The organism is Streptomyces sp. NPDC048370 (assembly GCF_043200825.1).
GTDB lineage: Bacteria > Actinomycetota > Actinomycetes > Streptomycetales > Streptomycetaceae > Streptomyces.
Map to the genome: position 1 here is coordinate 490,097 of NZ_JBICYI010000002.1, position 24,007 is coordinate 514,103.

Consider the following 24,007-nt stretch of genomic DNA (forward strand, 5'->3'; position numbering starts at 1 on the left):
GCGCCCCCAGACGGTCCTGGGGGCGCCGGCCTCATTCCGGCATGACTGGGTCAGGTGCACCTGACTCGCACGGGGAACAGGTAATTCCATGGAACACCGGGTGACCTCCGGCACCGCGCACGACGCGAACGGCACACGGTTCGCCGTCGTGGGCATATCGAACATCCCTACCGACTGGGCGCGGGTCTTCAGCTCCCTCGCCGACACCGATCTGACGATCGGCCCTGTCCCGGGCGGCTTCTCGGCCCTTCTGGCCGCCCCCTCCCCCGCGGGCGCCGCCGGGGACGCCACCGGCTCCGCACCCGGCGGCGAAGCGCCCGGCGGCGATGCGCCCGTCGGCCCGCGGTCGTTGAGCACGACGCCGCCCAGTGTGCTGAGCCTCAACGCCTATCTGATGTACGCGCTCGGCAAGGCCGCGCGCCGCAGGCTCACCGAGAAGCTGTCGGCGCACGGACTGCGCCTGTGGCACCTGACCGTGATGGCGATGGTCGCCGATCTGGGTCCCCAGATGAAGACCGTCCTCGCCTCACGGCTGGACATGAACGCCAGCGACCTGGTGAAGATCGTCAACGATCTGGTGAAGACGGGCCATCTCGACTGCGCCCGGGATCCCGCCGACCGCCGCCGCGTCGTCGTACGGCTGACGCCTGAGGGCAGGTCGTTCCTGGCGCGGCTCAACGCGGACATCGCGTCGGCCGACGACGACATCCTGGCTCCGCTGAGCGAGGAGGAACGCGACGTGCTCGCCTCCCTGCTCCGCCGTGTCCATCGGCACCTCGAACCGGCCCCGGCCGGCGTGGTCCACGAGCACCCGCGGTACGAGACGCCGGCCCGCGCGGGCTCCGTCGAGGACGGCCGGATCGACTGGACGCGCCCGGCCGAGGAGATCGCCCGGTTCGTCGAGGACCGGCTCCACCTCTTCCCGACGGCCTACACGCACCACGACGGCCGGCGGCTCGAACTCCTCACGGCGAGGGTCTCCGACGGAACGTACTCCGGCGCCCCCGGCCTGGTGCTCCACGGGGAGGACGAGGGCGTCGTGATCGTCACCGGGCCGACGGCCGCGACGGGCGCAGGACCCGGCCTCGTCCTCGGCCGCTTACGGGCCGAAGGGGGCCGGGAGGTCTCGGCGGAGGAGTACTTCCCCTCCCCCGGCGCGCTCCTCGCCGACCGGCCCTGACCGGCCGCTCACTGCCAGTCGTCCCAGGGCGGCTCCGCCTCCTCCTCGGGGTCGAGGGGCGGCTCCTCGTCGAACTCCTCCCGAGGCCCCGGCTCCGGGGACCGCGACACGGAGGGCCCCGGCTCCGCGGGCTGCGACCGCACCGGCTGCGACGCCGAGGCCTGCGGCTCCGGGGCTCCCGCCCCGGGGGCGCGGCTCTCGGCCAGGGTGTCCAGGACGCCCTGGGCGTACTTGGCGAGCTTGGCCTCGCCCACACCGCCGACGGTGCCCAACTCCTGGGCCGTCGTGGGGAACAGGGTCGCGATCTCCCGCAGCGTCGCGTCGTGGAAGACGACGTACGCCGGTACGCCCTGCTCGCGGGCGGTCGCGGCCCGCCAGGCGCGGAGCGCCTCGAAGACCGGAACGGCCTCCGCCGGAAGGTCGACGGGCACGCGGGCGCCCTTCCCGGAGCGCGAGCCGGACTCCTTGCGGGAGCTCGCGGCGACGGCCTTCTCCTTGCGCATCGGGACCTGGCGGCGGCCTCCCAGCACCTCGCCGCTCGCCTCCGTCAGCACGAGCGTTCCGTAGTCGCCCTCCACCGCGAGGAGACCCTGCGCGAGCAGCTGGCGTACGACTCCGCGCCACTCCGCCGTGGACAGGTCCGCCCCGACGCCGAAGACCGACAGGCCGTCGTGGTCGAACTGGATGACCTTGGCCGTCTTCTTGCCCTGCAGGATGTCGATGATCTGGCCGGCGCCGAACTTCTGGCGCCGTTCCTTCGCCAGGCGCCACACCGTGGACAGCAGCTTCTGCGCCGCGACCGTGCCGTCCCAGGACTCGGCCGGCGTCAGGCAGGTGTCGCAGTTCCCGCACGGCTCGCCCTGCTGGCCGAAGTACGCGAGCAGCCGCACCCGACGGCAGTCGACCGTCTCGCACAGCGCGAGCATGGCGTCCAGGTGCGTGGCCAGGGAGCGGCGGTGGGTCTCGTCGCCCTCGGAGCCCTCGATGAGCTTGCGCTGCTGGACGACGTCCTGCAGTCCGTACGCCAGCCAGGCCGTGGCCGGCTCCCCGTCGCGCCCGGCCCTGCCGGTCTCCTGGTAGTAGCCCTCGACCGACTTCGGCAGGTCCAGGTGGGCCACGAAACGCACGTCCGGCTTGTCGATGCCCATGCCGAAGGCGATCGTCGCCACGATCACGACGCCGTCCTCGCGCAGGAAGCGGGCCTGGTTCGCCGCGCGGGTCCGGGCGTCCATCCCCGCGTGGTACGGCAGGGCGTCGACGCCCTGCTCCACCAGGGAGGCCGCGGTTTTCTCCACCGAGGCGCGCGAGAGGCAGTAGACGACTCCGGCGTCCCCCTCGTGCTCGGTCCTGATCAGTTCGAGGAGCTGCTTGAGCGGGTTGTTCTTCGCGACGATGCGGTACTGGATGTTCGGACGGTCGAAGCTCGCGACGAAGTGCCGGGCCTCCTGGAGACCGAGCCGGGTCGCGATCTCGGCGTGGGTGGCCTCGGTGGCCGTCGCGGTCAGCGCGATCCTCGGCACCTTGGGCCAGCGCTCGTGCAGCATCGACAGCGCGAGGTAGTCGGGCCGGAAGTCGTGACCCCACTGGGCGACGCAGTGCGCCTCGTCGATCGCGAAGAGCGAGACCGTGCCCCGGTCCAGCAGCCGCTGCGTCCCCTCCGTACGCAGCCGCTCGGGAGCCAGGTAGAGCAGGTCGAGCTCACCGGCGACGAAGGCCTGCTCGACCGTCTGCCGTTCGTACGGGTCCTGCGTCGAGTTCAGGAAGCCGGCCCGCACGCCGAGGGCGGTGAGCGCGTCCACCTGGTCCTGCATCAGCGCGATGAGCGGCGAGATCACGACGCCCGTGCCCTGTCTGACGAGCGCCGGGATCTGGTAGCAGAGCGACTTGCCGCCGCCGGTGGGCATCAGGACGAGGGCGTCGCCGCCCCCGACGACCTGCTCGACGATCTCCTGCTGCGCGCCTCGGAAGGAGCTGTAGCCGAAGACGCGGTGCAGCACCTCCGATGCCTCGGAGGTGGTCGCGGGGGAAGCTTCCGGAAGGGCCATTCCAGAAGCCTAACGGCGACGGCCGACACTCCCGTCCAAGCCCGGTGAACCTGTGGACAACCTCGGCCCGGGCTCACCTGTGGACGGACCTCAGCCCGCGGTCCTGGCCATCCACGCCTCGACCTCGTCCGCCGAGCGGGGCAGGCCCGCCGACAGGTTCTCGTGGCCGTCGGCGGTGACGACGAGGTCGTCCTCGATCCGGACGCCGATCCCGCGCCACTCCTCGGGAACGGTGAGATCGTCCGCCTGGAAGTAGAGGCCGGGCTCGACGGTGAGCACCATGCCGGGCTCAAGGACCCCGTCGACGTACTCCGCGTTCCGGGCCTGTGCGCAGTCGTGGACGTCCAGGCCGAGCATGTGACCGGTTCCGGCCATCGTGAAGCGGCGCTGGAGCCCCAGTGCGTACGCGCGGTCGGCCGGCCCCTCGATGAAGCCCCACTCGACGAGCCGGGCCGCGAGGTGGCGCTGGGACGCCTCGTGGAAGTCGCGGTACGCGGCGCCCGGCTTCACGGCGGCCATGCCCGCCTCCTGGGCCTCGTACACCGCGTCGTAGACCTGGCGCTGCACGGGCGTGAAGGTGCCGCTGATCGGGAGGGTGCGGGTGACGTCGGCGGTGTAGAGGGTGCGGGTCTCCACGCCGGCGTCGAACAGGAGCAGCTCCCCCGGGCGGACCGGGCCGTCGTTGTCCGTCCAGTGCATGATCGTGGCGTGCTCCCCGGCGGCGCAGATCGAGCCGTAGCCGACGGAGTTGCCCTCCAGGCGGGCGCGGCGGAAGAAGGTGCCCTCGATCCAGCGCTCGGAGGAGGCGACCGCGCGGGACAGCTCGCCGATCGCGTCGGTGAAGCCGCGCACGGTGGAGTCCACGGCCTTGCGCATCTCGGCCAGCTCCCACGCGTCCTTGACGAGCCGGAGGTCGCTCAGCGCCTCCTCCAGTTCGTCGTCCCGCTCCTCGTCGGTGGTGACGGCGGCCTCCAGGGCCGGGTCGATGCCCCGGACGATCCGCGTGGGCACACCGGAGGAGGCGACGGAGGCCAGGTCGTCGGCGGCCGTGCGGACGTCCCGGCAGGCGAGGCCGAGGACGCGCTCCGACTCGGCGAGGGTCCGCCGGCGCCCCATCCACAGCTCGGCGGTGTTGCCGATCCAGAACTCGTCGTTGTCCCTGCTGTCCCGGGGCAGCTGGTAGCAGTACGCGTCGTGGCCGCCGTCCGCACGGGGTTCGAGGACCAGCGCGCCGTCCCGTGCCTGGTCGCCGGTCATGTGCACATAGCCGGTGTACGGGCGGAAGGGGTAGGTGTCGTCGTTCGAGCGGACCTTGAGGTTGCCCGAGGGGATCACGAGGCGCTCTCCGGGGAAGCGCGCGGAGAGCGCGGCGCGGCGGCGGGCCGCGTACGGGGCCTGCTCGTCGAGCTCCAGGTCGTGCCGTTCGGTGTCCGCCCACCCCGTGCGCATGAGCGCCGACAGTTCGGCGGAGAGCTCCGTGTACAGACCGTTCTTCCGACCCTTGGCCACGTCGTGTCCCTTCGTCCATGCGGTGCCGTCGGCGACGGACAGTAGTCCGCGAAGCGGGCTCCTGGTGCCCAGGAGTGCCACTGGCACAGATCGGCCACGGACCGCGGCGGACGGTCGATAATGCGGGTCATGACGAACGCGAAACTCGGCGAGTCCCTTCGGCTCCTCGGCGTCGGCGAGGCCGCCGTGCGGGTCTATCTGGCTCTCCTGGAGGTGGCGCCGGCTCCCCTGGACGCGGTCGGGGCCGCGACGGGTCTGCGCGGGGCGGAGCTGGCGGCGGCGTACGCGGAACTGGCGGACGCCGGTCTCGCCGGTGCGGTGGACGAGGACGCGGAGGTGGTGGCTCCGGTGCCGCCGGCCGCCGGTCTGGAGATCCTGACCCGGCACCGGGCGGCCGAGCTGGAGGAGTCGCGGCTCGCGATCGGCGGCGCGTTCGAGTCCTTCCGGCGCCGACGGCTCGCCGCGTACGACGACCACCTCGTGGAGGTCGTCACGGGGGACGCCGTGGGTCCCCGGATGCGGCATGCGTGGGCGAGCGCCCGCGAGCAGATCCGGCAGTTCGAATCCCCTCCCTACTTCCCCAACCCGGGCGCCACGGACGACGCGCTGGCCACCCTCGCGCGCGGGGTGACGCAGCGCGTCATCTACTCCCGGGAGTCGCTGGAGTATCCGGGCCATCTGAAGGATGCCGTCGAACCCGCCGTCGAGGCAGGCGAACAGGCCCGGGTCCTGCCGTCCGTGCCGGTCAAGCTGGTGATCATCGACGAGGCGTACGCACTGGTCTCGCTGTCGATCCACGAGGCCGACGTGCACAACACGATGCTGGTGGTCCAGCCGTGCGGGCTGCTCTCGGCGCTCGTGGCCCTGTTCGAACAGTCCTGGCGGAACGCGCTGCCCTTCCACGGCCCCGACACCCGCCCGGGCGGCCTGCCGCCCGCCGACCGGCGCCTGCTCCGGCTCCTCGCGGGCGGCGCGGGCGACGACGTCGTCGCCCGCGAGCTGGGCATCAGCCGCCGGACGCTGTTCCGACGGTTGCAGATCCTGATGGCCAGGCTCGGTGCGGCGAACCGCTTCCAACTCGCCCTGCAGGCACAGCGGTCGGGCTGGCTGTGACCGACGCGGGCCTCGTCGCGCGAGGTGTCGAGGTGCGTGAACGGGTCCGGGGCGGGCCGGGGGCCGCTGCGGGGAGTGGCGCCGCGTCGGGCGGCACGGTCAGGGACCGGCCGCCCGACGCGGCGTCCTCACGGTCAGCGGTTCTCGGGCAGGTCCTGCTCGGCCGGGAGCCCCTGCGCCGTCGGCGCGTCGATCGCCGCGCGGGAGGACGGGGAGGACGACTTCGCGGGGGCCGGCTTCTTGCCGCAGAACGCGGCCTCGAGCGTGCCACCGAGCGCGGTGTTGGCCTCGCCCTTGTTGGACGTGTTCGCCACCGCGGAGAGGCTGCGGCGGCCGTCACGGGTCGCGAAGGCGTAGGTGTAGAAGCCCTGCACGGTGCCGGTGTGGCCGAACACCTGCGTACCGCAGGACAGGTTGTAGCGGCGCAGACCGAGGCCGTAGAAACGGGTGTTGGTGGTGTCCGTCGGGGTGACCGTCGTCATCGCGTCGAGCATGCGCGGCGAGAGCAGCCGGCCCCGCATCAGCGCGGTGGTGAAGGTGTTCAGGTCCTCCGCGTTGGAGATGACCGCCCCCGCCGACTGCGCCCAGGACACGGTCTGTTCCGTGGAGTCCACGAGCGGCCCGCCGACCTCGTCGGGGTGCAGGTAGCCACGCACCTGGAGCCCGGCGATCTTGGTGTCGGGGTGGACGTACGACGTGTTCCGGAGCCCCAGCGGCGTGAAGATGCGGCTCTGGTACGCCTCGGCGACCGGCTTGCCGGTGAGCTTCTCGATGAGCATGCCGACGACCACGAAGTTGGCGTTGGAGTACTTGTACGCCACGCCGGGCTGCGTGGTGCGCGGCTCGGCCAGGGAGAGGTTCACCAGCTCCTGGTAGCTGAAGACGCGGTTGCGTACGGCCTCGAAGCCGGGCACCGTCTGGTTGAACATGGCGTCGGTGTAGTCCGCCAACCCGCTGCGGTGGGTGAGCAGATGACGCACCGTGATCTTGTCGTCGGGCAGCAGCCCGGGCAGGTATCGGTTGACCGGCTGGTCGAGCTCGACCTTGCCCTCGTCCACCAGCTGCAGCAGCACGACGGCGGAGAAGGTCTTGCTGACGCTGCCGATCCGGAATCGCGCCTGGGTGTCCATGGGCGCGCCCGAGACTCGGTCGCGGACCCCGAGGGTGCGCGTCTTGACGCCACCGGGGCCGGTGTAGCGGGCCATGGCGCCCGGCGCGCCCTTGGCCATGGCGGCGTTCAGCGCCGCGGCCACGCCCTCCATGTCGGGGAGTCTGCCGGAGGGGCGCGTGGCGGCTTCGATCGCCGTGATGGGGTCGGGGGCCGCGGGCGCGGCGGGTGCGGCGGGCGCGGCGGGCGCGGCGAAGGCGCTGGTGGTGGGCGCGACGCCGGCGGCGAGTGCGGCGACCAGGGTGGCGCTGACGGCTAGGCGGCGATGCGGCGACAGGGGCACGTGGATTCCTCGGATCGTTCGACGACGCGGCACACGGCCAGCGGTGTGCCGCGAGGCTCCGGGAGACCTGGGCGCGGGCGCGCGCCGTCTCCGGAACCCATGGATCATGAGTGCCAACGTCCGCGAACGGTTCCTGACACGGGCCACGGGTTCCGGAGCTCACCGTTCCGTCCCGCTCCGAGCGACGAAGCCGTCAGAACGGAAGCGGTCGGAGCGGAAGCCGTCAGGCCCGGCAGCGCAGCATCTCCAGCGGCGGGCTCGCGTGGAAGTCGGCCCAGAACTCCTCGCCGAACTCACGGACGCCGGCTTCGGAGACCTGCAGCGGAACCCATTCCACCTCGCTGAAGCCGGCCGCCCGCAGCGACTTCTCGTAGACCTCGCGGCGCGGGGCCGAGGCGACGATGGTGATCGGCTGCGGGTCGAGGAGGGCCGTGACCCGCACCCGCGGACCCGTCTCGGCCTCCTCGCCGGTCGGCTCGCAGCGGAAGCCGTACGACTCCAGGGACGCGCAGTCGAACTGGTAGTCGGGCTTCTGGGCGAGCATGAAGAACTCTCCGCCCGGCACCAGGTTCCGGTGGATGTTGCGACACATCCGCTCCATCGCCGCGATGTCCTCGGCGTAGTTGAGACACTGCACGGCGAGCGCGATGTCGAAGCGCCGGTCGAGCGCGCCCAGTTCGGCCACGTCGCCGACCTCGTAGGCCACACCGAGCGGCTCCCGCTGCTCGATCTCCCGGGCGGCGGCGATCATCTCGACGGAGATGTCGACACCGAAGACCTCGCCGGCGCCGCGCCGCTTGAACTCCCTGCTGTAGAAGCCGGTGCCGCACGCCAGGTCGAGCACCGACCTGCCGGTCACGTCCCCGACCAGGCCCAGGAAGCTCGGCACCTCCCCGTAACGCGTCAACGGCAGGGACTTGAACCCCTCGAACGCCTCACCGATCTGGTCGTACTGCTGCACGCTCACGTGCTCCCCCATCTGTACGTCGTCCTGTACGTCGTCCTGTACGTGGCCACGCCGATCAACCGGACGCGGCCGTGGCAGAGAGTCTCCTCCGCGCCCGTCCGGCGGCCGTACTGGCAGATGGCACGAAAAGCGGGCCGGGTGAAGTGCCCATCACCCAACACCACCGCACACGTCCGGACGGACGCACGCGGCCCCCTTCCCTCCGTCCGCGATCGGCGATGAGTTCCGGAGCCGTACGGAGTCCACCCTTCACCGCCGCCCTCCGCCCGTCATGCGCGACCGACGGCCCGGTGCCAGGCTGGCGACAAAGGACCTCAGAAGGGAAAGCTCATGATCACCACCGACCCCGTCCCCGGCACCCCCTGCTGGCTCGACCTCGGGGCACCCGACGTCCCGGCCGCGGCGGCCTTCTACGGCACCGTGCTCGGCTGGGCGTACGAGCCCATGGAGGGCACGGAGGGCGGCGAGGACATGGAAGGCGGGATGTTCCGCAGGGACGGCAAGATCGTCGCCGGGCTCGGCAAGCTCACCGAGGCGGGGGCGCGGTCGGCCTGGATGATCTACTACTGCGTCGAGGACGCGGACGCCACGACCCGGGCGGTCGAGCAGGCGGGCGGCACGGTCCGGGTCGCCCCCATGGACCTCGGCGAGTGGGGCCGGATGGCGCAGTACACCGACCCGCAGGGCGGCCAGTTCGCCGTCTGGCAGCCCGGTACGGACAGCGGCGTGGAGCTCGTGGACGCGCCGGGCTCGCTCTCCTGGACGGAGCTGTACACGAGCGACGCGGAGGCCGCGAAGCGGTTCTACGGCGATGTCTTCGGCTGGTGGTACAGCGACATGGAACTGCCGGGCGGCGGCGGTACGTACTCCCTGGTCACCCCGTCCGGCCTCTCCGAGGACCGGATGCAGGGCGGCATCATGGGCATGCCCAAGGAGCAGCTCACCCTGACGAACGGACGGCCGTACTGGCACCCGGTCTTCGACGTCGAGGACTGCGACGCGGCGGTCGCCCGGGTGACGGCGAACGGGGGCAGCGTGCAGATGGGCCCGGACGACGCGGAGGGGGTCGGCCGCCTGGCGGTCTGCCTCGACCCGTCGAACGCGGACTTCGTGGTGCTCACCCCGGAGAATTCCTGACGCGAGTGCGTCCCTGTGATCAACTGATCATCACGAAGGCAGGCACCTGAACGACTACCACCACAGAGGCTCGACGACGATGGCGAACCAGCACGTGTATCTCGTGACCGGCGGCGGAACGGGCATCGGCGCGGCGACGGCCCGGCTCCTGGCCGAAGCGGGTCACCACGTGGTGATCTCCGGGCGCCGCCCCGAGCCGCTGCGGCTCGTCGCAGAGGAGACCGGGGCCCTGGCCGTCCCGTCCGACATCGGCGACCCCGACGCCGTACGCGCGCTCGTCGACACGGCGGTCGCCGCCCACGGCCGCCTCGACGGGGTGGTCCTCAACGCCGGTATCGGGCGGGGCGGCGGGGTCGGCGAGGTGACGCTCGACGACTGGGACACGGTGATGCGGACGAACCTCACCGGCCCGTTCCACCTGCTGCGCGCCGCGCTCCCGCATCTGCTGGACGCGCGGGGCGCGGTGGTCGCCGTGGCCTCGGTCTCCGCCCTGCGCAACGGCGTGGGCAACGCGGCCTACGCGACCTCCAAGGCGGCGCTCCTGCAGCTCTGCCGCTCGCTCGCGGTGGACTACGGGGCCGCCGGGCTGCGCGCCAACACCGTGTGCCCGAGCTGGGTGCGCACGGACATGGCGGACCGCAGGATGAGCCGGTTCGCCGACGAGGCGGGCCTCGACGGTGTGGACGCGGCGTACGAGGAGGTGACCCGCGTCCTGCCCACCGGCCGCCCGGGCGAGCCGCGCGAGGTCGCGGAGGCCGTCGCGTGGCTTCTGTCCCCGGCGGCCTCGTTCGTCAACGGGGCGGTCCTGACGGTCGACGGCGGCGCGACGGCCCTCGACCCCGGCACCCTCGCCTTCGACTTCCACCTCGACCCGCGCACTCCCCGCACCTGACGCCCGCCGTCCGCACCCGAGGTGGGCGCTGCGTGCCCCCGTCCCGTGCTCGGGGCGGGGGCACCTACGTGCGGCAGCGGTCACAGGAAGCCGACGGTGCTGGGTGGGGCGTAGATGTGGCGGGCCAGGTGTTCGTTGCCGAAGCGGAGGGCGGTCGCTCGGCGGTGGTCGGGTTCCGTCTCGCGGGCGATGCGGTTCCGGTGGTCGGCGCAGGTGTCGCAGTCGGGTTCCCATGCGGGCAGCAACTCGGCGTGGTGTTCGGCGAGGTGCTCGCCGAGGGCCATCTGCGTCGTGAGGGTGCTGTCGAAGGGGTCCCAGTCGACGCCTCGTTCGCCGGTCAGGCGTAGTTCGGCGATCTCCTCGCCGACCTGACGCATCGTCCGGTAGAGGGTGACGCATCGCGCGCACGCCCACATCCACGCAGGCGGAAGGGGCCACTGGTGCTCGGGGTTCGTCTCGTCCGGGCTCATGAACGGCACGGTAGTTCGCCGGGCGGGGCCCGTGGGGGCCGGGCGGGTGCATTCACCCGCCCGTGGACACGCACGGAAGCGGAGGTGGCGTCACCCGACGCGGCGCAGCGCCTCCGGGGTCAGGTCCGCGAGGGTCGGGTACCCGTCGACCGCCATCAGCAGATCCGCCTCCGCGAGCAGGGAGCGGAGTACGTGGACCAGCCCGTCGACCCAGCCGAGCGCGAGCCCGTAGGCGTACGGGCGTCCCACGGCCACCGCGGTCGCGCCCAGGGCGAGCGCCTTGACCACGTCCGTACCGCTGCGCACGCCCGAGTCGAAGATCACGGGGAGCCCGTCGGCCGCCTCGACGACCTCGGGCAGCGCGTCGAGCGCGGCGAGGCCGCCGTTGGCCTGCCGGCCGCCGTGGTTGGAGCAGTAGACGCCGTCCACGCCCCCGTCCTTGGCGCGGCGGACGTCCTCGGGATGGCAGAGGCCCTTCACGATCAGCGGGAGCGAGGTCAGCGACCGCAGCCAGGGCAGGTCGTCCCACGTCAGCGGGTTGCCGAAGACACCCGCCCAGTGCAGCACCGCCGCGCCCGCGTTCTGCTCGGGCGGCTGGGCGAGGGCCGCCCGGAAGACGGGGTCGCTGGTGTAGTTCGCCAGGCAGTGCCCCCTCAGCTGGGGGAAGTTGCTCGTCGACAGGTCCCTCGGGCGCCACCCGGTCACCCAGGTGTCGAGCGTGACGACGATGCCGCGGAACCCTGCCTTCTCGGCGCGCTCCACCAGGCTCGCGGCCAGGTCCCGGTCCGTGGGCGTGTAGAGCTGGAAGAAGCCCGGAGTCGAACCGAACTCGGCGGCGACCTCCTCGAGCGGGTCCACCGACAGCGTCGAGGCGATCATCGGCACTCCTGTGGCGGCGGCGGCCCGCGCGGCGGCGAGGTCACCGTGGCCGTCCTGCGCGCACAGGCCCAGCACCCCGATCGGCGCCATCATCAGCGGCGAGGGCAGGGACAGGCCGAACATCGACACCGACAGGTCCCGCTCCTTGGCTCCCACGAACATCCGGGGGATCACGCCGTGGCGGGCGAACGCGGCCACGTTCGCGCGCTGCGTGTGCTCGTCGCCTGCGCCACCCGCCACGTACGACCACACCGAGGGGGACATCGCCGCGCGCGCCCGCTCCTCCCACCCCTCGAACGTCATCGGGAAGCGCGGCATGACCCCGCCCAGCCCGTTGAGGTAGATCTCGTTCTGGTACTCGCCGAACGCGCCCACTCCGTGCTCCCCATTCCTCGACAGGCCGGCCCGAGACAGCCTCTACAGCACGCGGGACACCTTCTCACCGTCCGGGCGGCGGCCACAGGGGTTCCGCACGGCGTACGACGGTGAAGTCGACCGTGCGGAACCGTCAGGCGGCGCGGCAGAGCGCCGCGGGATCGGCCGGCACCGAAGCGCCGGCCATGTTCGCGGGCACGGGAGCGGCGGCGCGGACACCGGCCGCAGCCCGCGAGCGGTTCCGCGCGAAGACGACGAGGCGCAGTCATGGCGCCATCGCGAGCCATCATGGCGCAGGCGCATGGCGCCACCGCACATCAGGAGGGAGTCGGGGTCACGCCTTCCGGGGGTCCGTCGGGATTCGCCGGACCGGCGCTCGGTCGGCGGCCTACCGTACGAACGAGCCGCGCCGACCGCCGCGGTCACATGAGGAGGAAGTCCGTCTCACCGACGACAACGACTTCGTCACTCACCTGATCACCAACGCCCTGACCAGCGCGGAGGAGGACTGACGTGCTCCCCCGCCGCCCGGGAGCGCGGGCCTCGCGGGCTCAGGCCTCGCCGAGAGCACGAGCGCGCCGGAAGCGCTCCAGACCGTCGGTGAGCGTCACGATCGGGTCGGGGTAGTCGAAGGAGGCCCGCTCCGCCGGGGAGAGTCTCCACGGCTCGTGGACCAAGGGGGCGGCCACTGCGCCGAGTTCGGGGACCCAGCGGCGGACGTAGGCGCCGTCGGGGTCGTATCGCTTCGCCTGGAGGACGGGGTTGAGGACCCGGTTGGGCCGGCTGTCGGTGCCCGTGCCCGCGACCCACTGCCAGTTCAGCTGGTTGTTCGCGACGTCTCCGTCGACGAGGAGCCCGAGGAAGTGGCGGGCGCCCGCCCGCCAGTCGAGGTAGAGCGTCTTGGTGAGGAAGGAGGCCGCGATGAGCCGTCCTCGGTTGTGCGTCCAGCCCTCGTACGCGAGTTGGCGCATCGCGGCGTCGACGAGGGGGTAGCCGGTCCGACCCTCCTGCCAGGCGCGGAGGTCCGCCTCGGCCCGCCTGCCGTGGCGCCAGCGGTCGTGGCGCGGCCTGTAGTCCTCGGTGGCGGCGTGCGGGCGGGCGTTCAGGACCTGGTGGTGGAAGTCCCGCCAGCACACCTGGCGTACGAAGGCCTCCGCTCCCGGCCCGCCCCGGGACCGCGCCCGGTGCACCACCTCGGTCGCCGAGACCGCGCCGAAGTGCAGGTACGGGGAGAGCCGGGAGGTGGCGTCGCCCGCGAGGTCGTCGTGCCGGTCCTCGTACGCGTCGACGTGGCGCGACATCCAGGCCGTGAGCCGCGCGCGGCCCTTCCGCTCCCCGCCGACGGCGAGTCCCTCGGAGACCGACGGGATCTCGGCGCGTGAGGGCACCTCGTCGGACCGCACGCCGCTGGGGACCGGCACCGATCGGGGTGCCGCGACCGGAGCGCGATGCGGCTCGGCCGACCATCGGCGGTAGTACGGGGTGAAGACCGCGAAGTGGTCCGATCCCGCCGGGGTGACCTCGCCGGCCGGCAGGACGGTGACGACCCCGTCGTGGACGTGCAGCCCGCGGCCGTCCCGCTCCAGGGCGTGGCGCAGCCGCCGCTCGCGCTCGTGGGCGAACGCGCTGTGTCCTGCCGCCATGTGCACCTCGTCGGCGTCGGCCTCCCGGGCCACGGCGCACACCTCGGCCGTGGTGTCCCCGTGCCGTACGACGAGCCGGCCGCCACGGGCGCGCAGCCCGGCGTCCAGGTCGGTCAGGCAGTCGGCGAGGAAGGCGAGACGGTTCGGCGCGGCGAAGCCCGCCCGGTCCACGGCCGGGTCACGGACGAACAGGGGCACCACCTCGGGCGCCGAAGCGAGTGCGGCCCGCAGGGGCGGGTGGTCGTGGAGTCGGAGATCCGAGGTGAACAGGACGATCGACGCATGCATGGCACCACTCTGGCGCGTGGGCACCGGGCCGGCGGCGAGGCACCCCGTGGACACCGCCACGACCTTCCGCCGTCACCGGCTCACGCGCGCGTGGTTCCGCCCGCGCGGGCCGACTCCTCCGCGGCTCGCGCGATCCGGCGCGCCATGCCGCCGAACACGACGGCGTGGAAGGGGGCGACGCTCCACCAGTAGAGGTGCCCTGCCAGTCCCCTGGGGTGGAACAGGGCCCGCTGGTGGTACCGCGACCGCCCGGCCCCGTCGTCCTCCACGCGCATCTCCAGCCAGGCGAGGCCGGGCAGCCGCATCTCCGCCCGGAGCCTGAGCAGGCTCCCCCGCTCGATCTCCTCCACGCGCCAGAAGTCCAGGGCGTCGCCGACCCGCAGGCGGGTCGCGTCACGGCGGCCCCGGCGCAGCCCGACCCCGCCGACGAGCCGGTCCAACCAGCCGCGCAGGGCCCAGGCCAGCGGGAAGGAGTACCAGCCGTTCTCGCCGCCGATCCCCTCGACGACCCGCCACAGCTCCTGCAGCCCGGCGCCGACGTCGCGTTCCCTCTCGTCGGTGTACAGGCTGCCGCCGGCCCAGTCGGGGTCCGTGGGCAGCGGGTCGCTCGGTGCTCCCGGCACCGCGGCGGACGACCAGCGGGTGACGACCTCGGCGTCCCGTACGCGCCGCAGGGCGAGGGTGAGGGCCTCGTCGAAGGGGACGGGCGAACCGGGCGGGTCGAGCACGTGGCGGGCGATGTCGTGCTCGGTGCACACGACTTCGTACCGCAGGGACTCCGCGAGGGGTCGGGCCAGGGCGGCGGGGACCGGGGTGACCAGCCCGATCCACTGGCTGGAGAGGCCCGGGGTGAGCATGGGGACGGGCAGGATCAGTCTGCGCGGCAGCTGGGCGACCGCGGCGTAGCGCTCCATCATCTGCCGGTACGTCAGAACGTCCGGGCCGCCGATGTCGAAGGTCCGGGTGACGTCCTCGGGCATCCGGGCGCTGCCGACGAGGTAGCGCAGGACGTCCCGGACGGCCACGGGCTGGACGCGGGTGCCGACCCAACTGGGTGTCACCATCACCGGGAGGCGCTCGGTGAGGTAGCGGAGCATCTCGAACGACGCCGAGCCGGAGCCGATCACGACGGCGGCGCGCAGCACGGTCGTGGGCACCCCGGAGTCGAGCAGGATCCGGCCGACCTCGGCACGGGAGCGCAGGTGCGGGGAGAGGTCCTGGTCCCGCATGCCCGCGGGGGTGAGTCCCCCGAGGTACACGATGCGACGGATTCCGGCCGCGCGGGCCTCGGCGGCGAAGGTACGGGCGGCGCGGCGGTCCTCTTCCTCGAAGTCCCGCCCGGAGCTCATCGAGTGGACCAGGTAGTAGGCGACCTCGACGTCGCGCAGGGCGGGGCGCAGGGTCGTGGCGTCGGTGACGTCGCCTTCGACCACCTCGACGCGGTCGGCCCACGGGTGGTCGCGGAGGTGGGAGGGGGTGCGGGCCAGGCAGCGGACGGCGTATCCGGCGTCGAGAAGTTCGGGCACGAGCCGGCCGCCGATGTAGCCACCCGGTCCGGTGACCAGACACCGTTCGCCGGTGGGCCCGCTCCTGTCGTGCGTCTCCATGACCTCTCACTCCCCTCCGACGGCACGTCCCCGTCGCCGTTTCGGAGTGTGGGCGCGGTTCCCACTCGTACGGAGTCACCTCACGGGGCCGACCGGAGGTCCTCGGGGGCGCCGCCGTTGCGGGGCGCGCGGAGGGGGAAGGGCCCCTCCATGCGTATCGATCTGACGGGACGTACCGCTCTGGTCACCGGTTCCACGCAGGGCATCGGGGCCGCCATCGCCACCGGCCTCGCCCGGGCCGGGGCGCGGGTGGGGATCAACGGGCGGACGGACGAGCGGGTGGACAGAGCCGTCGCCGGCATTCGGAGTGAGGTGCCGGGCGCGGATCTGGTCCCCGTCGTCGCCGATGTCACCACCGAGGACGGGGAACTCCGGGCCGCCGGGGTGCTGCCGGAGGTGGACGTCCTCGTCAACAACCTCGGCATCTTCGAGACCGCCGAGCCCTTGGACATCAGCGACGAGGAATGGCGCCGCTACTTCGAGGTGAACGTGCTCGCCGGCGTACGGCTGATCCGCCGGTACCTGCCCGGGATGATGGAGCGGGGCTGGGGGCGGATCCAGAACATCGCCAGCGACTCGGCGGTGGTCGTCCCGGCGGAGATGATCCATTACGGGATGACCAAGACGGCGCTCCTCTCCGTCACGCGCGGCTTCGCCAAACGCGCCGCAGGCACCGGGGTCACCGTCAACTCGGTCATCGCGGGCCCCACGCACACGGGTGGCGTCGAGGACTTCGTCTACGAGCTGGTCGACCGCTCGCTCCCGTGGGACGAGGCGCAGCGCGCCTTCATGCGGGAGCACCGGCCGCAGTCGTTGGTGCAGCGGCTGATCGAACCGGAGGAGATCGCCTCCATGGTCGTCTACCTCGCCTCCGACCAGGCCTCGGCGACGACCGGCGGAGCACTGCGCGTGGACGGCGGGTACGTGGATTCGATCCTGCCGTAGGCCGTGGGAGCGGCTCGGGCCGCTCCCGTCGCCTCGGCGTCAGCGCGCTCCGAAGACCTGGGTCCAGTAGGGGCCGCCCTCGTTGTGGATGCCGATCCCGATCTCCTTGAAGTCGCAGTTGAGGATGTTGGCGCGGTGGCCCGGGCTGTTCATCCAGGACTCCATCACCTGCTCCGCGCTGCTCTGCCCCATGGCGATGTTCTCGCCGTACGTCGACCAGGGGTACCCGGTGGCCGTGACCCGCTCGCCCGGACCCTTGCCGTCGGGGTTGGTGTGGTCGAAGTAGTCCCGCGCGGCCATGTCCTCGGAGTGCCCCTGCGCCGCCCTGGTCAGCTGTGAGTTCGCCGTCAGCGGGCCGCATCCGGCCTTGGCCCGCTCGGCGTTGACCAGACTGATCACCTGGTCGGCGGTGGAGGAGCCCGAGTCCGAGCCGGAGCCGGAGTCCGATCCTGACCCGGAGCCGCCGGTGGCCGTCGGCTTGGGCTTCGGCTTCGGCCTGGTCGTGGGCGCGGAGGTACGGGGGGCGGCCGTCTTCGACGGCGTGGCCTTCGCGGTACGGCTCGGACTGGTCGACGGGGTCGCCGTGGCACTGGCCGATGTCGACGCCGACGCCGAGGGGGTCTCCAGGAGGGCGGTCGGATCCTGCCCGAGGGGCAGGTCCGGGCCGGGAGCCGCTGCCCGGTTCGCGTCCAGCGTCTCCCCGTCCCCCTCGGGTCCGGTGTTCAGGTAGAAGGCCCCGCCGGTGACCGCCACGACCGCCATACCGGCGGCGACCACGGCCCTGCGACGCCCACGCCGCTGCTCCTGCTCCCGCCGCCGCCGAGCACTCCGCGAACTGCGGGCACCCGGTTCGACGGGGCCTACGGGAGTGACGGGACTGGTGGGACTGGCGGTGCTCTGGGTCTCGTACGGCGCGAGGGGTTCGTACGCCGCCTCCGCCTCGTACGCCGCCTCAGGCTCGTAGGACGCGTACGGCTCGTACGGCTCGTAGGGCGCGTACGGTTCACCCGCTGCGTACGCGGCCATCGGCTCGACCGACTCGTACGGTGCAGGCGTCGGCGTCGGTATGCCGTACGGCGCCGGTATCTCGTAGGCCCCGTACGCTCCCTGCATCCCGGACGTCTCGTACGCCCCCTGCACCCCTTGCCCCTCGTACCCTCCATACGCCCCGTACGTCTCGTACGAACCCGGCGCCTCATAGGGCGCCCCCGCCCCGTAGCCAGCGTCGGTGCCGTACTGCTGCTGCGTCGGGTACGCCGCCGTGCTCGCCGCGGTGAGGTTGAAGGCGATGCTCTCCCGGACCGAGTTGAGCAGCAGCGCCGACGGGGGCACCAGGAGCAGTCCGGCCAGCAGCCCCTCGGCGGGGACGAGGTTGCTCCACAGGCCGGCGCAGTGGACGCAGCCGCGCGCGTGCCGGGCTATGCGCTTGCGCCACAGGGCGGAGGGACGGCCGTCCCAGGTGCCGAGCTCGGACCGGAGGGTGGGGCACGGCGGGTTCTCCGCCAGGGCCCGTACGACGACACGGGCGGTGTCGAGCTGCGCCTTCATCCGCTGCACCCGGACCGCGGTGTGCTCGGTCGACAGTTCAAGGGCCGCCGCCACCTCGTAGCGGGTCAGCTCACCGGCGCACTCCAGCCACCACAGCGAGAGCAGCGCGCTGTCGTCCGGTTCCATCCAGCGGGTGGCCTCGGCGGTCTCGCGGCGCTGCCCGGACAGGTACAGACTGATCACGGTCAGGTCCACGAAGTCCGCGCCGGGATGCGCGAGGTCACGGGCTTCGTCGAGGACGCCCGTGTGCGGACCGGACTGCTGCTTGTGCCAGTGGCCGCGTATCCCGTTCATGGCGATCGCGACGAGCCAGGACCGGAAACTGTCCGGGGCGCGCAGCCCCGCGAGCCCGTCGAGCGCCCGCAGCATCGTCTCCTGTACGACGTCGTCGACGTCGTGGTGGCCGTTCAGGGCCCGGCCCACAATGTTGTAGACCAGGGGCAGGTAGGCGGCGATGAGCTGGTCCTGGGCCCAGAGGTCCCCGCTCTGCGCCGCCCTCACGAGGTCCGTGCCGTGCTGCGTAACGTACTGCGTGCCCATGCCCTGATTCACTCTGCCCATCCCGCCTGTTGTCGGTGCCCAGCAGTTGGGAGACCGCAGAGCGTCCCTCGGATAACAGGAAACGCCGAAAGTTTCGCGGTACGTCTTCGGTTCTGGCCAGAGGCCTGCCGACCGGTCGGGCCGGACAGTGGTCAGACGCGCAGCCACACCGCCGTGTCCTGGGGCAGCCGCCCCTCGGCGTCGAGCGGTCCGCTGGCGAGCAGGATCCGCTCGTGCGGGGGGAGGGCGGCGGGTGTGCGCGCGAGGTTGGCGACGCATACGAGGCCCTGGGTACGGGCGAAGGCGAGCACGCCCTCCTCGGCGGGCAGCCAGGTCATGGGCCCGTCGCCGAAGCCGCCTTCGGTCCGGCGCAGCGCCAGGGCCGTCCGGTACAGCGCGAGCATCGATCCCGGGTCGGTGTGCTGGCGGTCGACCGCGTAGCGGGCCCAGTCCCGGGGCTGGGGCAGCCACGGCTCGTCCGCCGAACCGAAGCCGTACCAGGGTGCTTCGGCGGTCCACGGCAGCGGGACGCGGCATCCGTCGCGTCCAGGGTCGACGCCCTCGGAGCGGGCGTGCATGGGGTCCTCGATGCGGTCGAGCGGGATGTCGGCCTCCGGCAGGCCGAGTTCCTCGCCCTGGTAGACGTAGACGGATCCGGGCAGCGCGAGGGTGAGCAGGGCGGCGGCGCGGGCGCGGCGCGTGCCGAGGTCGAGGTCGGTGGGCGTGCCGAAGGCCTTGGTCGCGAAGTCGAAGCCGGTGTCCGCGCGCCCGTAGCGGGTGGCGGTCCTGGTGACGTCGTGGTTGCAGAGGACCCAGGTCGCGGGGGCTCCGACCGGGGCGTGCTCGGCGAGGGTGTCGTCGATGGTGCGGCGCAGCCGGTCCGGCTCCCAGGGGCAGGAGAGGAAGTTGAAGTTGAAGGCGGTGTGCAGCTCGTCGGGGCGGAGGTAGCGGGCGAAGCGCTCGGAGTCCGGGAGCCAGACCTCGCCGACGAAGACCCCCTGGTAGGTGTCGGCGATGGCGCGCCAGGACCGGTAGATGTCGTGGAGTTCGTCCTGGTCGATGTACGGGTGGGGGTCGACGCCCTCGACGAAGTCGGCGAGTGCCGGGTCCTTGGCGAGGAGGGCGGCGGAGTCGATCCGTACGCCGGCGACACCGCGCTCGAACCAGAAGCGCAGGACGTCCTCGTGCTCGCGGCGGACCGCCGGGTGGGCCCAGTTGAGGTCCGGCTGCTCGGGGGTGAAGAGATGGAGGTACCACTCGCCGTCCTCGACCCGGGTCCAGGTCGCGCCGGAGAACTGCGAGGGCCAGTCGTTGGGCGGGAGTTCGCCGTTCTCGCCCCGGCCGGGGCGGAAGTGGAACAGCTCGCGCTCGGGGCTGCCGGGTCCTGCGGCCAGGGCCGCGCGGAACCAGGCGTGCTGGTCGGAGACGTGGTTGGGGACGATGTCGACGATCACGCGGATGCCGAGTTCGCGGGCTTCGGCGATCAGCTTCTCTGCCTCGGCGAGGGTGCCGAAGGCGGGGTCGATGGTGCGGTAGTCGGCGACGTCGTACCCGCCGTCCACCAGCGGGGAGAGGTACCAGGGGGTGAACCAGACGGCGTCGACGCCCAGTTCGGCGAGGTAGGGCAGTCTCGCCCGGACGCCCGCGAGGTCCCCGGTGCCGTCGCCGTCTCCGTCGGCGAAGCTGCGTGGGTACACCTGGTAGATGACGGCGTCGCGCCACCAGTCGTCGGTGCGGTGCGAGTTCGGGGCTGCCACGTGACGGTCCTTTCGGGCAGGTCGGGGTTCTTCGCCGCCGGCCCGGTTGCTGCGGGGCATGGATCGGGCCGGCGGCGAAGGTCTGGGGGTGCGGAGGCGGGGACGGGCGGCGCTGTCAGCCCTTGAGTCCGCCTGCGGTGAGACCGCTCATGATGTTGCGCTGGAAGACCAGGAAGATGAGCAGGGTCGGCACGGAGGCGATGGTGAGCGCGGCGATGAGCACGTTCACGGGTACGCCGTTGGAGAGCGAGTAGATGCCGACGTTGAGCGTCTGCATCGCGGGGTCGGGGAGCGTGAGCATCGGCCAGAGGAAGTCCTTCCAGACCCCCACGACGGCGAAGATCGACACCACGCCCAGGATCGGCCGCGAGATGGGCAGCACGATCGACCACAGGATCCGCGTCGGTGACGCCCCGTCCATCGAGGCCGCGTCGAGGAGCTCTCTCGGGATCGAGTCGAAGAACCGCTTGAGCAGGAAGATGTTGAAGGCGTTGGTGACGGACGGGAGCCAGATCGCCCAGGGCGTGTTCAGCAGGTTGCGCTCCACGACGGGCACGTCCAGGACCGTGAGGTACTGCGGTACGACGAGGACGGTCGCCGGGATCATCAGGGTGGCCAGCATCAGGCCGAGGATCGCCTTGCCGAGGACGGGCCGCAGCTTGGAGAGCGAGTAGGCGGCCGCCACGTCGAGGACGAGCTGGAAGGCGAGGGCGCCGAACGCGTAGTAGAGGGTGTTGAAGAGCAGGGTGGCGAGGTCCATGACCTCCCAGGCCCGGGTGTAGTTCTCCGGGGCGAAGGAGCCCGGCACCAGGGTCGGCGGGGTCTGGATGACCTCCTGGGCGTCCTTGAAGCCGCTCGTCACCAGCCAGTACAGGGGGCCGAGGAACGCCAGGGTGAAGCCGCCGACGACCACGGCGAAGACGGTCCAGTAGATGACCTTGCCTCGGGGGCGGGCGAGCTGCGCCGGCGAGATGAGTGTGCGTGTGGACATGCTGGTCTCCCCCGGTCCTACTCGTCCTCGGCGCGGCTGAGCTTCACGTACGCGGCCGAGAATCCGGCCAGGAGTACGAGGAGGAGCAGGCCGAGCGCCGCCGCGGCACCGTAGTTGTTGAAGTTGAAGGCGTACTGGTAGATGAGGTACACGACGGTCGTGGTGGAGCCCTCGGGTCCTGCGCCGCCGGTGAGCAGGAAGGGTTCGACGAAGACCTGCATGGTCGCGATGATCTGCATGAGCAGCATCAGCGAGAGGATGAGGCGCGTCTGCGGGATGGTGACGTGCCAGATCTTGCGGAAGAGGCCCGCGCCGTCCAGTTCGGCCGCCTCGTACAGCTCGCCGGGGATGGACTGGAGCGCGGCGAGGTAGATGAGGGCCGCGCCGCCCATGTTCATCCAGGTCGAGGCGATGACGACGGAGAGCATCGAGAGGTCGGGGTCCTGGAGCCACTGCTGCTCGGGCAGGTGAAGGGACCGGAACAGCTCGTTGAGCAGGCCGTAGCCGGGGTCGTACAGGTACTTGAAGAGAAGGACGGAGGCGACCGGCGGGAGCATCACGGGCAGGTAGACGAGGAGCCGGAGGTAGCCCTGTCCGTGGTGGAACTCGTTGATGACGAGGGCGACGACGAACGGGACGGCGAATCCGAAGACCAGCGCGAGGACGGTGAACAGGAGCGTGTTGCGCCAGGCCTGCCAGAAGGCCGGGTCGTTGAAGACGGTGACGAGGTTGTCGAAGCCGACCCAGGTCGTCGAGCCGCTCTCGGTCTTCTGGAAGGCCAGGAAGAACTCCCTGACCATCGGGTACCAGGAGAAGACCGCGAAGCAGAGGACCGCGCCGATGAGGAAGCCGTGGGCGGTCAGGTTGCGCCGCAGGCTCTTCGCGAACCGCCCGCCGGGGGGTGCGTGGTCCGTCTCGTGCGGCGGGGAGTGGCGGGGGGATCCCGCCTTGCTCGGGGTCAGGCTGGGGGCCGACATCGTCGCTCCTTGGTGCTGGTCTGCCGGGTCTGCCGGGTTGTCGTCCTGCGGATGGCCCAGGGACAGCCCCTAGGTCCTAGGTCCCGGGCGGGGGCGGCACGTCGTCCGTCCCCGCCCGGGATCCGGTCACCCGGTGGCGAGGACCTGGTTGACCTGCGTCTCGGCGGTGGCGAGCAGCTTGTCCATGTCGGCGTCCTTGTTGGTGAGGATGCCGGACATCACGTTGTCGAGGACCTTGTAGACCTCCTGGGCCTTCGGCGGCTCCGCCTTGCCCGCGACCGGGTTGTCCATGAAGGCCTTGAAGTTGGCGACCGGCATGGTGGCGTGCTCCACGCGGGCGGTGTCGTCCTTGCCCTTGGAGTCGTTCAGCCAGAAGTTGGGCTGCGGGACGCCGACCGGCAGGCCGTCCTGCTTGGTGCGCGCCCAGTCGAACTGGCCCTTGCCGACGGTGAGGTTCTTGAAGTTCAGCCAGGCGACCGCTGCCTTGATCTTGTCGGAGGAGATCCCCTTCTTGATCATGTAGTTGTTGCCGCCTGCCAGGGTGGCCTTCTCGCCGGGTATCGGTCCCATGCCGAAGTTCTCGTACTTCGCGCCCAGTTGCTGGACCATGTACGCGATGTCGTCGGGCGCGGCGAGGAACATGCCGAGCTTGTCGGTCGCGATCTGCTTCTGCAGGTCGCCCCACTGGAGCAGCTGGGTCTTGCCCATGCTGTCGTCCTCCCAGCGCATGGCGTGGAGGTTCTTCGCGACCTGCTTGCCGAGCTCGTTGTTGAAGGCGGCCTTCTTGCCGCTCGCGTCGACGACGTCGCCGCCCAGGCTGTACATCTGCGCGGTGAAGTGCCAGCCGCCGGTGTTGCCCGCGCTGTACTCGCCGAAGCCGGCGATCCCGTTGCCGAGTCCGGCGATCTTCTTCGCGGCGGCGCGGACCTCGTCCCAGGTGCGCGGCGGGGCGTCGGGGTCGAGGCCGGCCTGCGTGAAGAGCTTGCGGTTGATGAGCAGGCCCATCGTGTAGTTGCTGGTGGGCAGGCCGTAGAGCTTGCCGTCCTGCTTGAGGGAGCCGAGGACGTTCGGGTCGATGTCCTTCAGGAGCGGGACGGTCTTGTCGTTGACGTACGCGGTGATGTCGGCGGCGCCGTCGTTGTCGAGGACCTGCTGCAGGTCGGTGAAGTACGTGTAGAAGACGTCCGGTTGCGACTTGGCCTTGAGCATCGCGGTGAAGCGGGGCGGTTCGAGGCACTGGCCGGCGGTGGAGCGGCCCTCGATCGTGACGTTCGGGTACGTCTTGTTGAAGGTGGCGACGTCCTCCTTCCACTCCTTGAGCTCGGCCGCCTTCGCCGTCGGGGGCATGCAGTCGATGGTGAGCGTCACCTTGGTCTTCGGGTCCAGCGGGGCGGCGGGGTCGGACGACCCGCCGCCCTCGGAACCACCGCTGCCGTTGTTGCTGCTGCTCGTGCCGCAGGCGGCGAGCGCGGTCAGCGTGAGCGCGGAGACGAGGGTGACCGCGCTGGCGCGGCGCGTACGGCGGAACCGGGCACTTCTCATGGGTGGTCCCCTTCGGGCATGAACGTGGAGGTTCGCCCCACCGCCGGTGCGTTGTGGGGCGCGCCACACTCAACCACCCCCAACAAGTGAACGCAAGATATCGCGCTGATTTCGTAATTGCCTGACAGAGGAAGGAAGGAGGCCGGGGAAA

The 24,007-nt window shown here is 71.7% G+C and carries 18 protein-coding genes; 5 read left to right on the forward strand and 13 right to left on the reverse strand.

What is annotated here, in order from left to right:
* Nucleotides 1–88 precede the first annotated feature (88 nt).
* The gene (locus ACGFYP_RS05910) at nucleotides 89–1,180 is read left to right on the forward strand and encodes a winged helix DNA-binding protein (protein ID WP_393486827.1); all 1,092 of its coding nucleotides are present in this window, start codon (nucleotides 89–91) and stop codon (nucleotides 1,178–1,180) included.
* Between the two features lie 8 nt (nucleotides 1,181–1,188).
* Here ACGFYP_RS05910 and recQ read toward each other — a convergent pair whose 3' ends face one another.
* Entirely contained in the window at nucleotides 1,189–3,225 is a 2,037-nt protein-coding gene (gene recQ, locus ACGFYP_RS05915) for a DNA helicase RecQ (protein WP_393486829.1), read from the reverse strand.
* A 90-nt stretch (nucleotides 3,226–3,315) separates the two neighbouring features.
* A complete protein-coding gene (locus ACGFYP_RS05920) occupies nucleotides 3,316–4,734 on the reverse strand; it encodes an aminopeptidase P family protein (protein WP_393486831.1) in 1,419 nt (472 codons plus the stop codon).
* Between the two features lie 129 nt (nucleotides 4,735–4,863).
* Here ACGFYP_RS05920 and ACGFYP_RS05925 point away from each other — a divergent pair, with 129 nt between their 5' ends.
* A complete protein-coding gene (locus tag ACGFYP_RS05925) occupies nucleotides 4,864–5,847 on the forward strand; it encodes a LuxR family transcriptional regulator (RefSeq protein WP_393486833.1) in 984 nt (327 codons plus the stop codon).
* Nucleotides 5,848–5,981: 134 nt separating this feature from the next.
* Here ACGFYP_RS05925 and ACGFYP_RS05930 read toward each other — a convergent pair whose 3' ends face one another.
* Both ACGFYP_RS05930 and ACGFYP_RS05935 read right to left on the reverse strand, forming a co-directional pair.
* On the reverse strand, nucleotides 5,982–7,298 hold the full coding sequence (locus tag ACGFYP_RS05930) for a serine hydrolase domain-containing protein (RefSeq protein WP_393486835.1): 1,317 nt from the start codon (nucleotides 7,296–7,298) through the stop codon (nucleotides 5,982–5,984).
* 223 nt (nucleotides 7,299–7,521) lie between these two features.
* Complete coding sequence (locus ACGFYP_RS05935; protein WP_393486837.1) at nucleotides 7,522–8,265, reverse strand: class I SAM-dependent methyltransferase; 744 nt, start codon at nucleotides 8,263–8,265, stop codon at nucleotides 7,522–7,524.
* 330 nt (nucleotides 8,266–8,595) lie between these two features.
* Between ACGFYP_RS05935 and ACGFYP_RS05940 the strand changes: the two genes are divergently transcribed.
* Nucleotides 8,596–9,402: a VOC family protein gene (locus ACGFYP_RS05940; RefSeq protein WP_393486840.1), complete on the forward strand. Its 807-nt coding sequence runs from the start codon at nucleotides 8,596–8,598 to the stop codon at nucleotides 9,400–9,402.
* A gap of 79 nt (nucleotides 9,403–9,481) precedes the next feature.
* Nucleotides 9,482–10,294 (forward strand): SDR family NAD(P)-dependent oxidoreductase, encoded by an 813-nt coding sequence (locus ACGFYP_RS05945; protein ID WP_393486842.1) that lies wholly within the window; start codon nucleotides 9,482–9,484, stop codon nucleotides 10,292–10,294.
* A gap of 80 nt (nucleotides 10,295–10,374) precedes the next feature.
* Here ACGFYP_RS05945 and ACGFYP_RS05950 read toward each other — a convergent pair whose 3' ends face one another.
* From ACGFYP_RS05950 to ACGFYP_RS05965, 4 genes are all read right to left on the reverse strand, one after another.
* On the reverse strand, nucleotides 10,375–10,764 hold the full coding sequence (locus ACGFYP_RS05950) for a hypothetical protein (protein WP_361963267.1): 390 nt from the start codon (nucleotides 10,762–10,764) through the stop codon (nucleotides 10,375–10,377).
* Nucleotides 10,765–10,854: 90 nt separating this feature from the next.
* Complete coding sequence (locus ACGFYP_RS05955; RefSeq protein ID WP_393487500.1) at nucleotides 10,855–11,961, reverse strand: alpha-hydroxy-acid oxidizing protein; 1,107 nt, start codon at nucleotides 11,959–11,961, stop codon at nucleotides 10,855–10,857.
* A 608-nt stretch (nucleotides 11,962–12,569) separates the two neighbouring features.
* Complete coding sequence (locus ACGFYP_RS05960) at nucleotides 12,570–13,949, reverse strand: cryptochrome/photolyase family protein (protein ID WP_393486849.1); 1,380 nt, start codon at nucleotides 13,947–13,949, stop codon at nucleotides 12,570–12,572.
* A gap of 80 nt (nucleotides 13,950–14,029) precedes the next feature.
* Nucleotides 14,030–15,556, reverse strand: coding sequence for an SDR family oxidoreductase (locus ACGFYP_RS05965; protein WP_393486852.1), 1,527 nt, complete (start codon nucleotides 15,554–15,556; stop codon nucleotides 14,030–14,032).
* A gap of 150 nt (nucleotides 15,557–15,706) precedes the next feature.
* Here ACGFYP_RS05965 and ACGFYP_RS05970 point away from each other — a divergent pair, with 150 nt between their 5' ends.
* Nucleotides 15,707–16,501, forward strand: a complete 795-nt coding sequence (locus ACGFYP_RS05970) for an SDR family NAD(P)-dependent oxidoreductase (RefSeq protein ID WP_393486855.1) — start codon at nucleotides 15,707–15,709, stop codon at nucleotides 16,499–16,501.
* 39 nt (nucleotides 16,502–16,540) lie between these two features.
* Here the strand turns inward: ACGFYP_RS05970 and ACGFYP_RS05975 are convergent, their stop codons facing one another.
* From ACGFYP_RS05975 to ACGFYP_RS05995, 5 genes are all read right to left on the reverse strand, one after another.
* Complete coding sequence (locus ACGFYP_RS05975) at nucleotides 16,541–18,589, reverse strand: sigma-70 family RNA polymerase sigma factor (protein WP_393486858.1); 2,049 nt, start codon at nucleotides 18,587–18,589, stop codon at nucleotides 16,541–16,543.
* A 152-nt stretch (nucleotides 18,590–18,741) separates the two neighbouring features.
* Entirely contained in the window at nucleotides 18,742–20,346 is a 1,605-nt protein-coding gene (locus ACGFYP_RS05980; protein ID WP_393486860.1) for a glycoside hydrolase family 13 protein, read from the reverse strand.
* Between the two features lie 115 nt (nucleotides 20,347–20,461).
* Nucleotides 20,462–21,337, reverse strand: a complete 876-nt coding sequence (locus ACGFYP_RS05985; protein WP_361963281.1) for a carbohydrate ABC transporter permease — start codon at nucleotides 21,335–21,337, stop codon at nucleotides 20,462–20,464.
* 17 nt (nucleotides 21,338–21,354) lie between these two features.
* On the reverse strand, nucleotides 21,355–22,314 hold the full coding sequence (locus ACGFYP_RS05990; RefSeq protein ID WP_393486863.1) for a carbohydrate ABC transporter permease: 960 nt from the start codon (nucleotides 22,312–22,314) through the stop codon (nucleotides 21,355–21,357).
* Nucleotides 22,315–22,440: 126 nt separating this feature from the next.
* On the reverse strand, nucleotides 22,441–23,856 hold the full coding sequence (locus ACGFYP_RS05995) for an extracellular solute-binding protein (RefSeq protein WP_393486865.1): 1,416 nt from the start codon (nucleotides 23,854–23,856) through the stop codon (nucleotides 22,441–22,443).
* Between the last annotated feature and the right edge of the window lie 151 nt (nucleotides 23,857–24,007).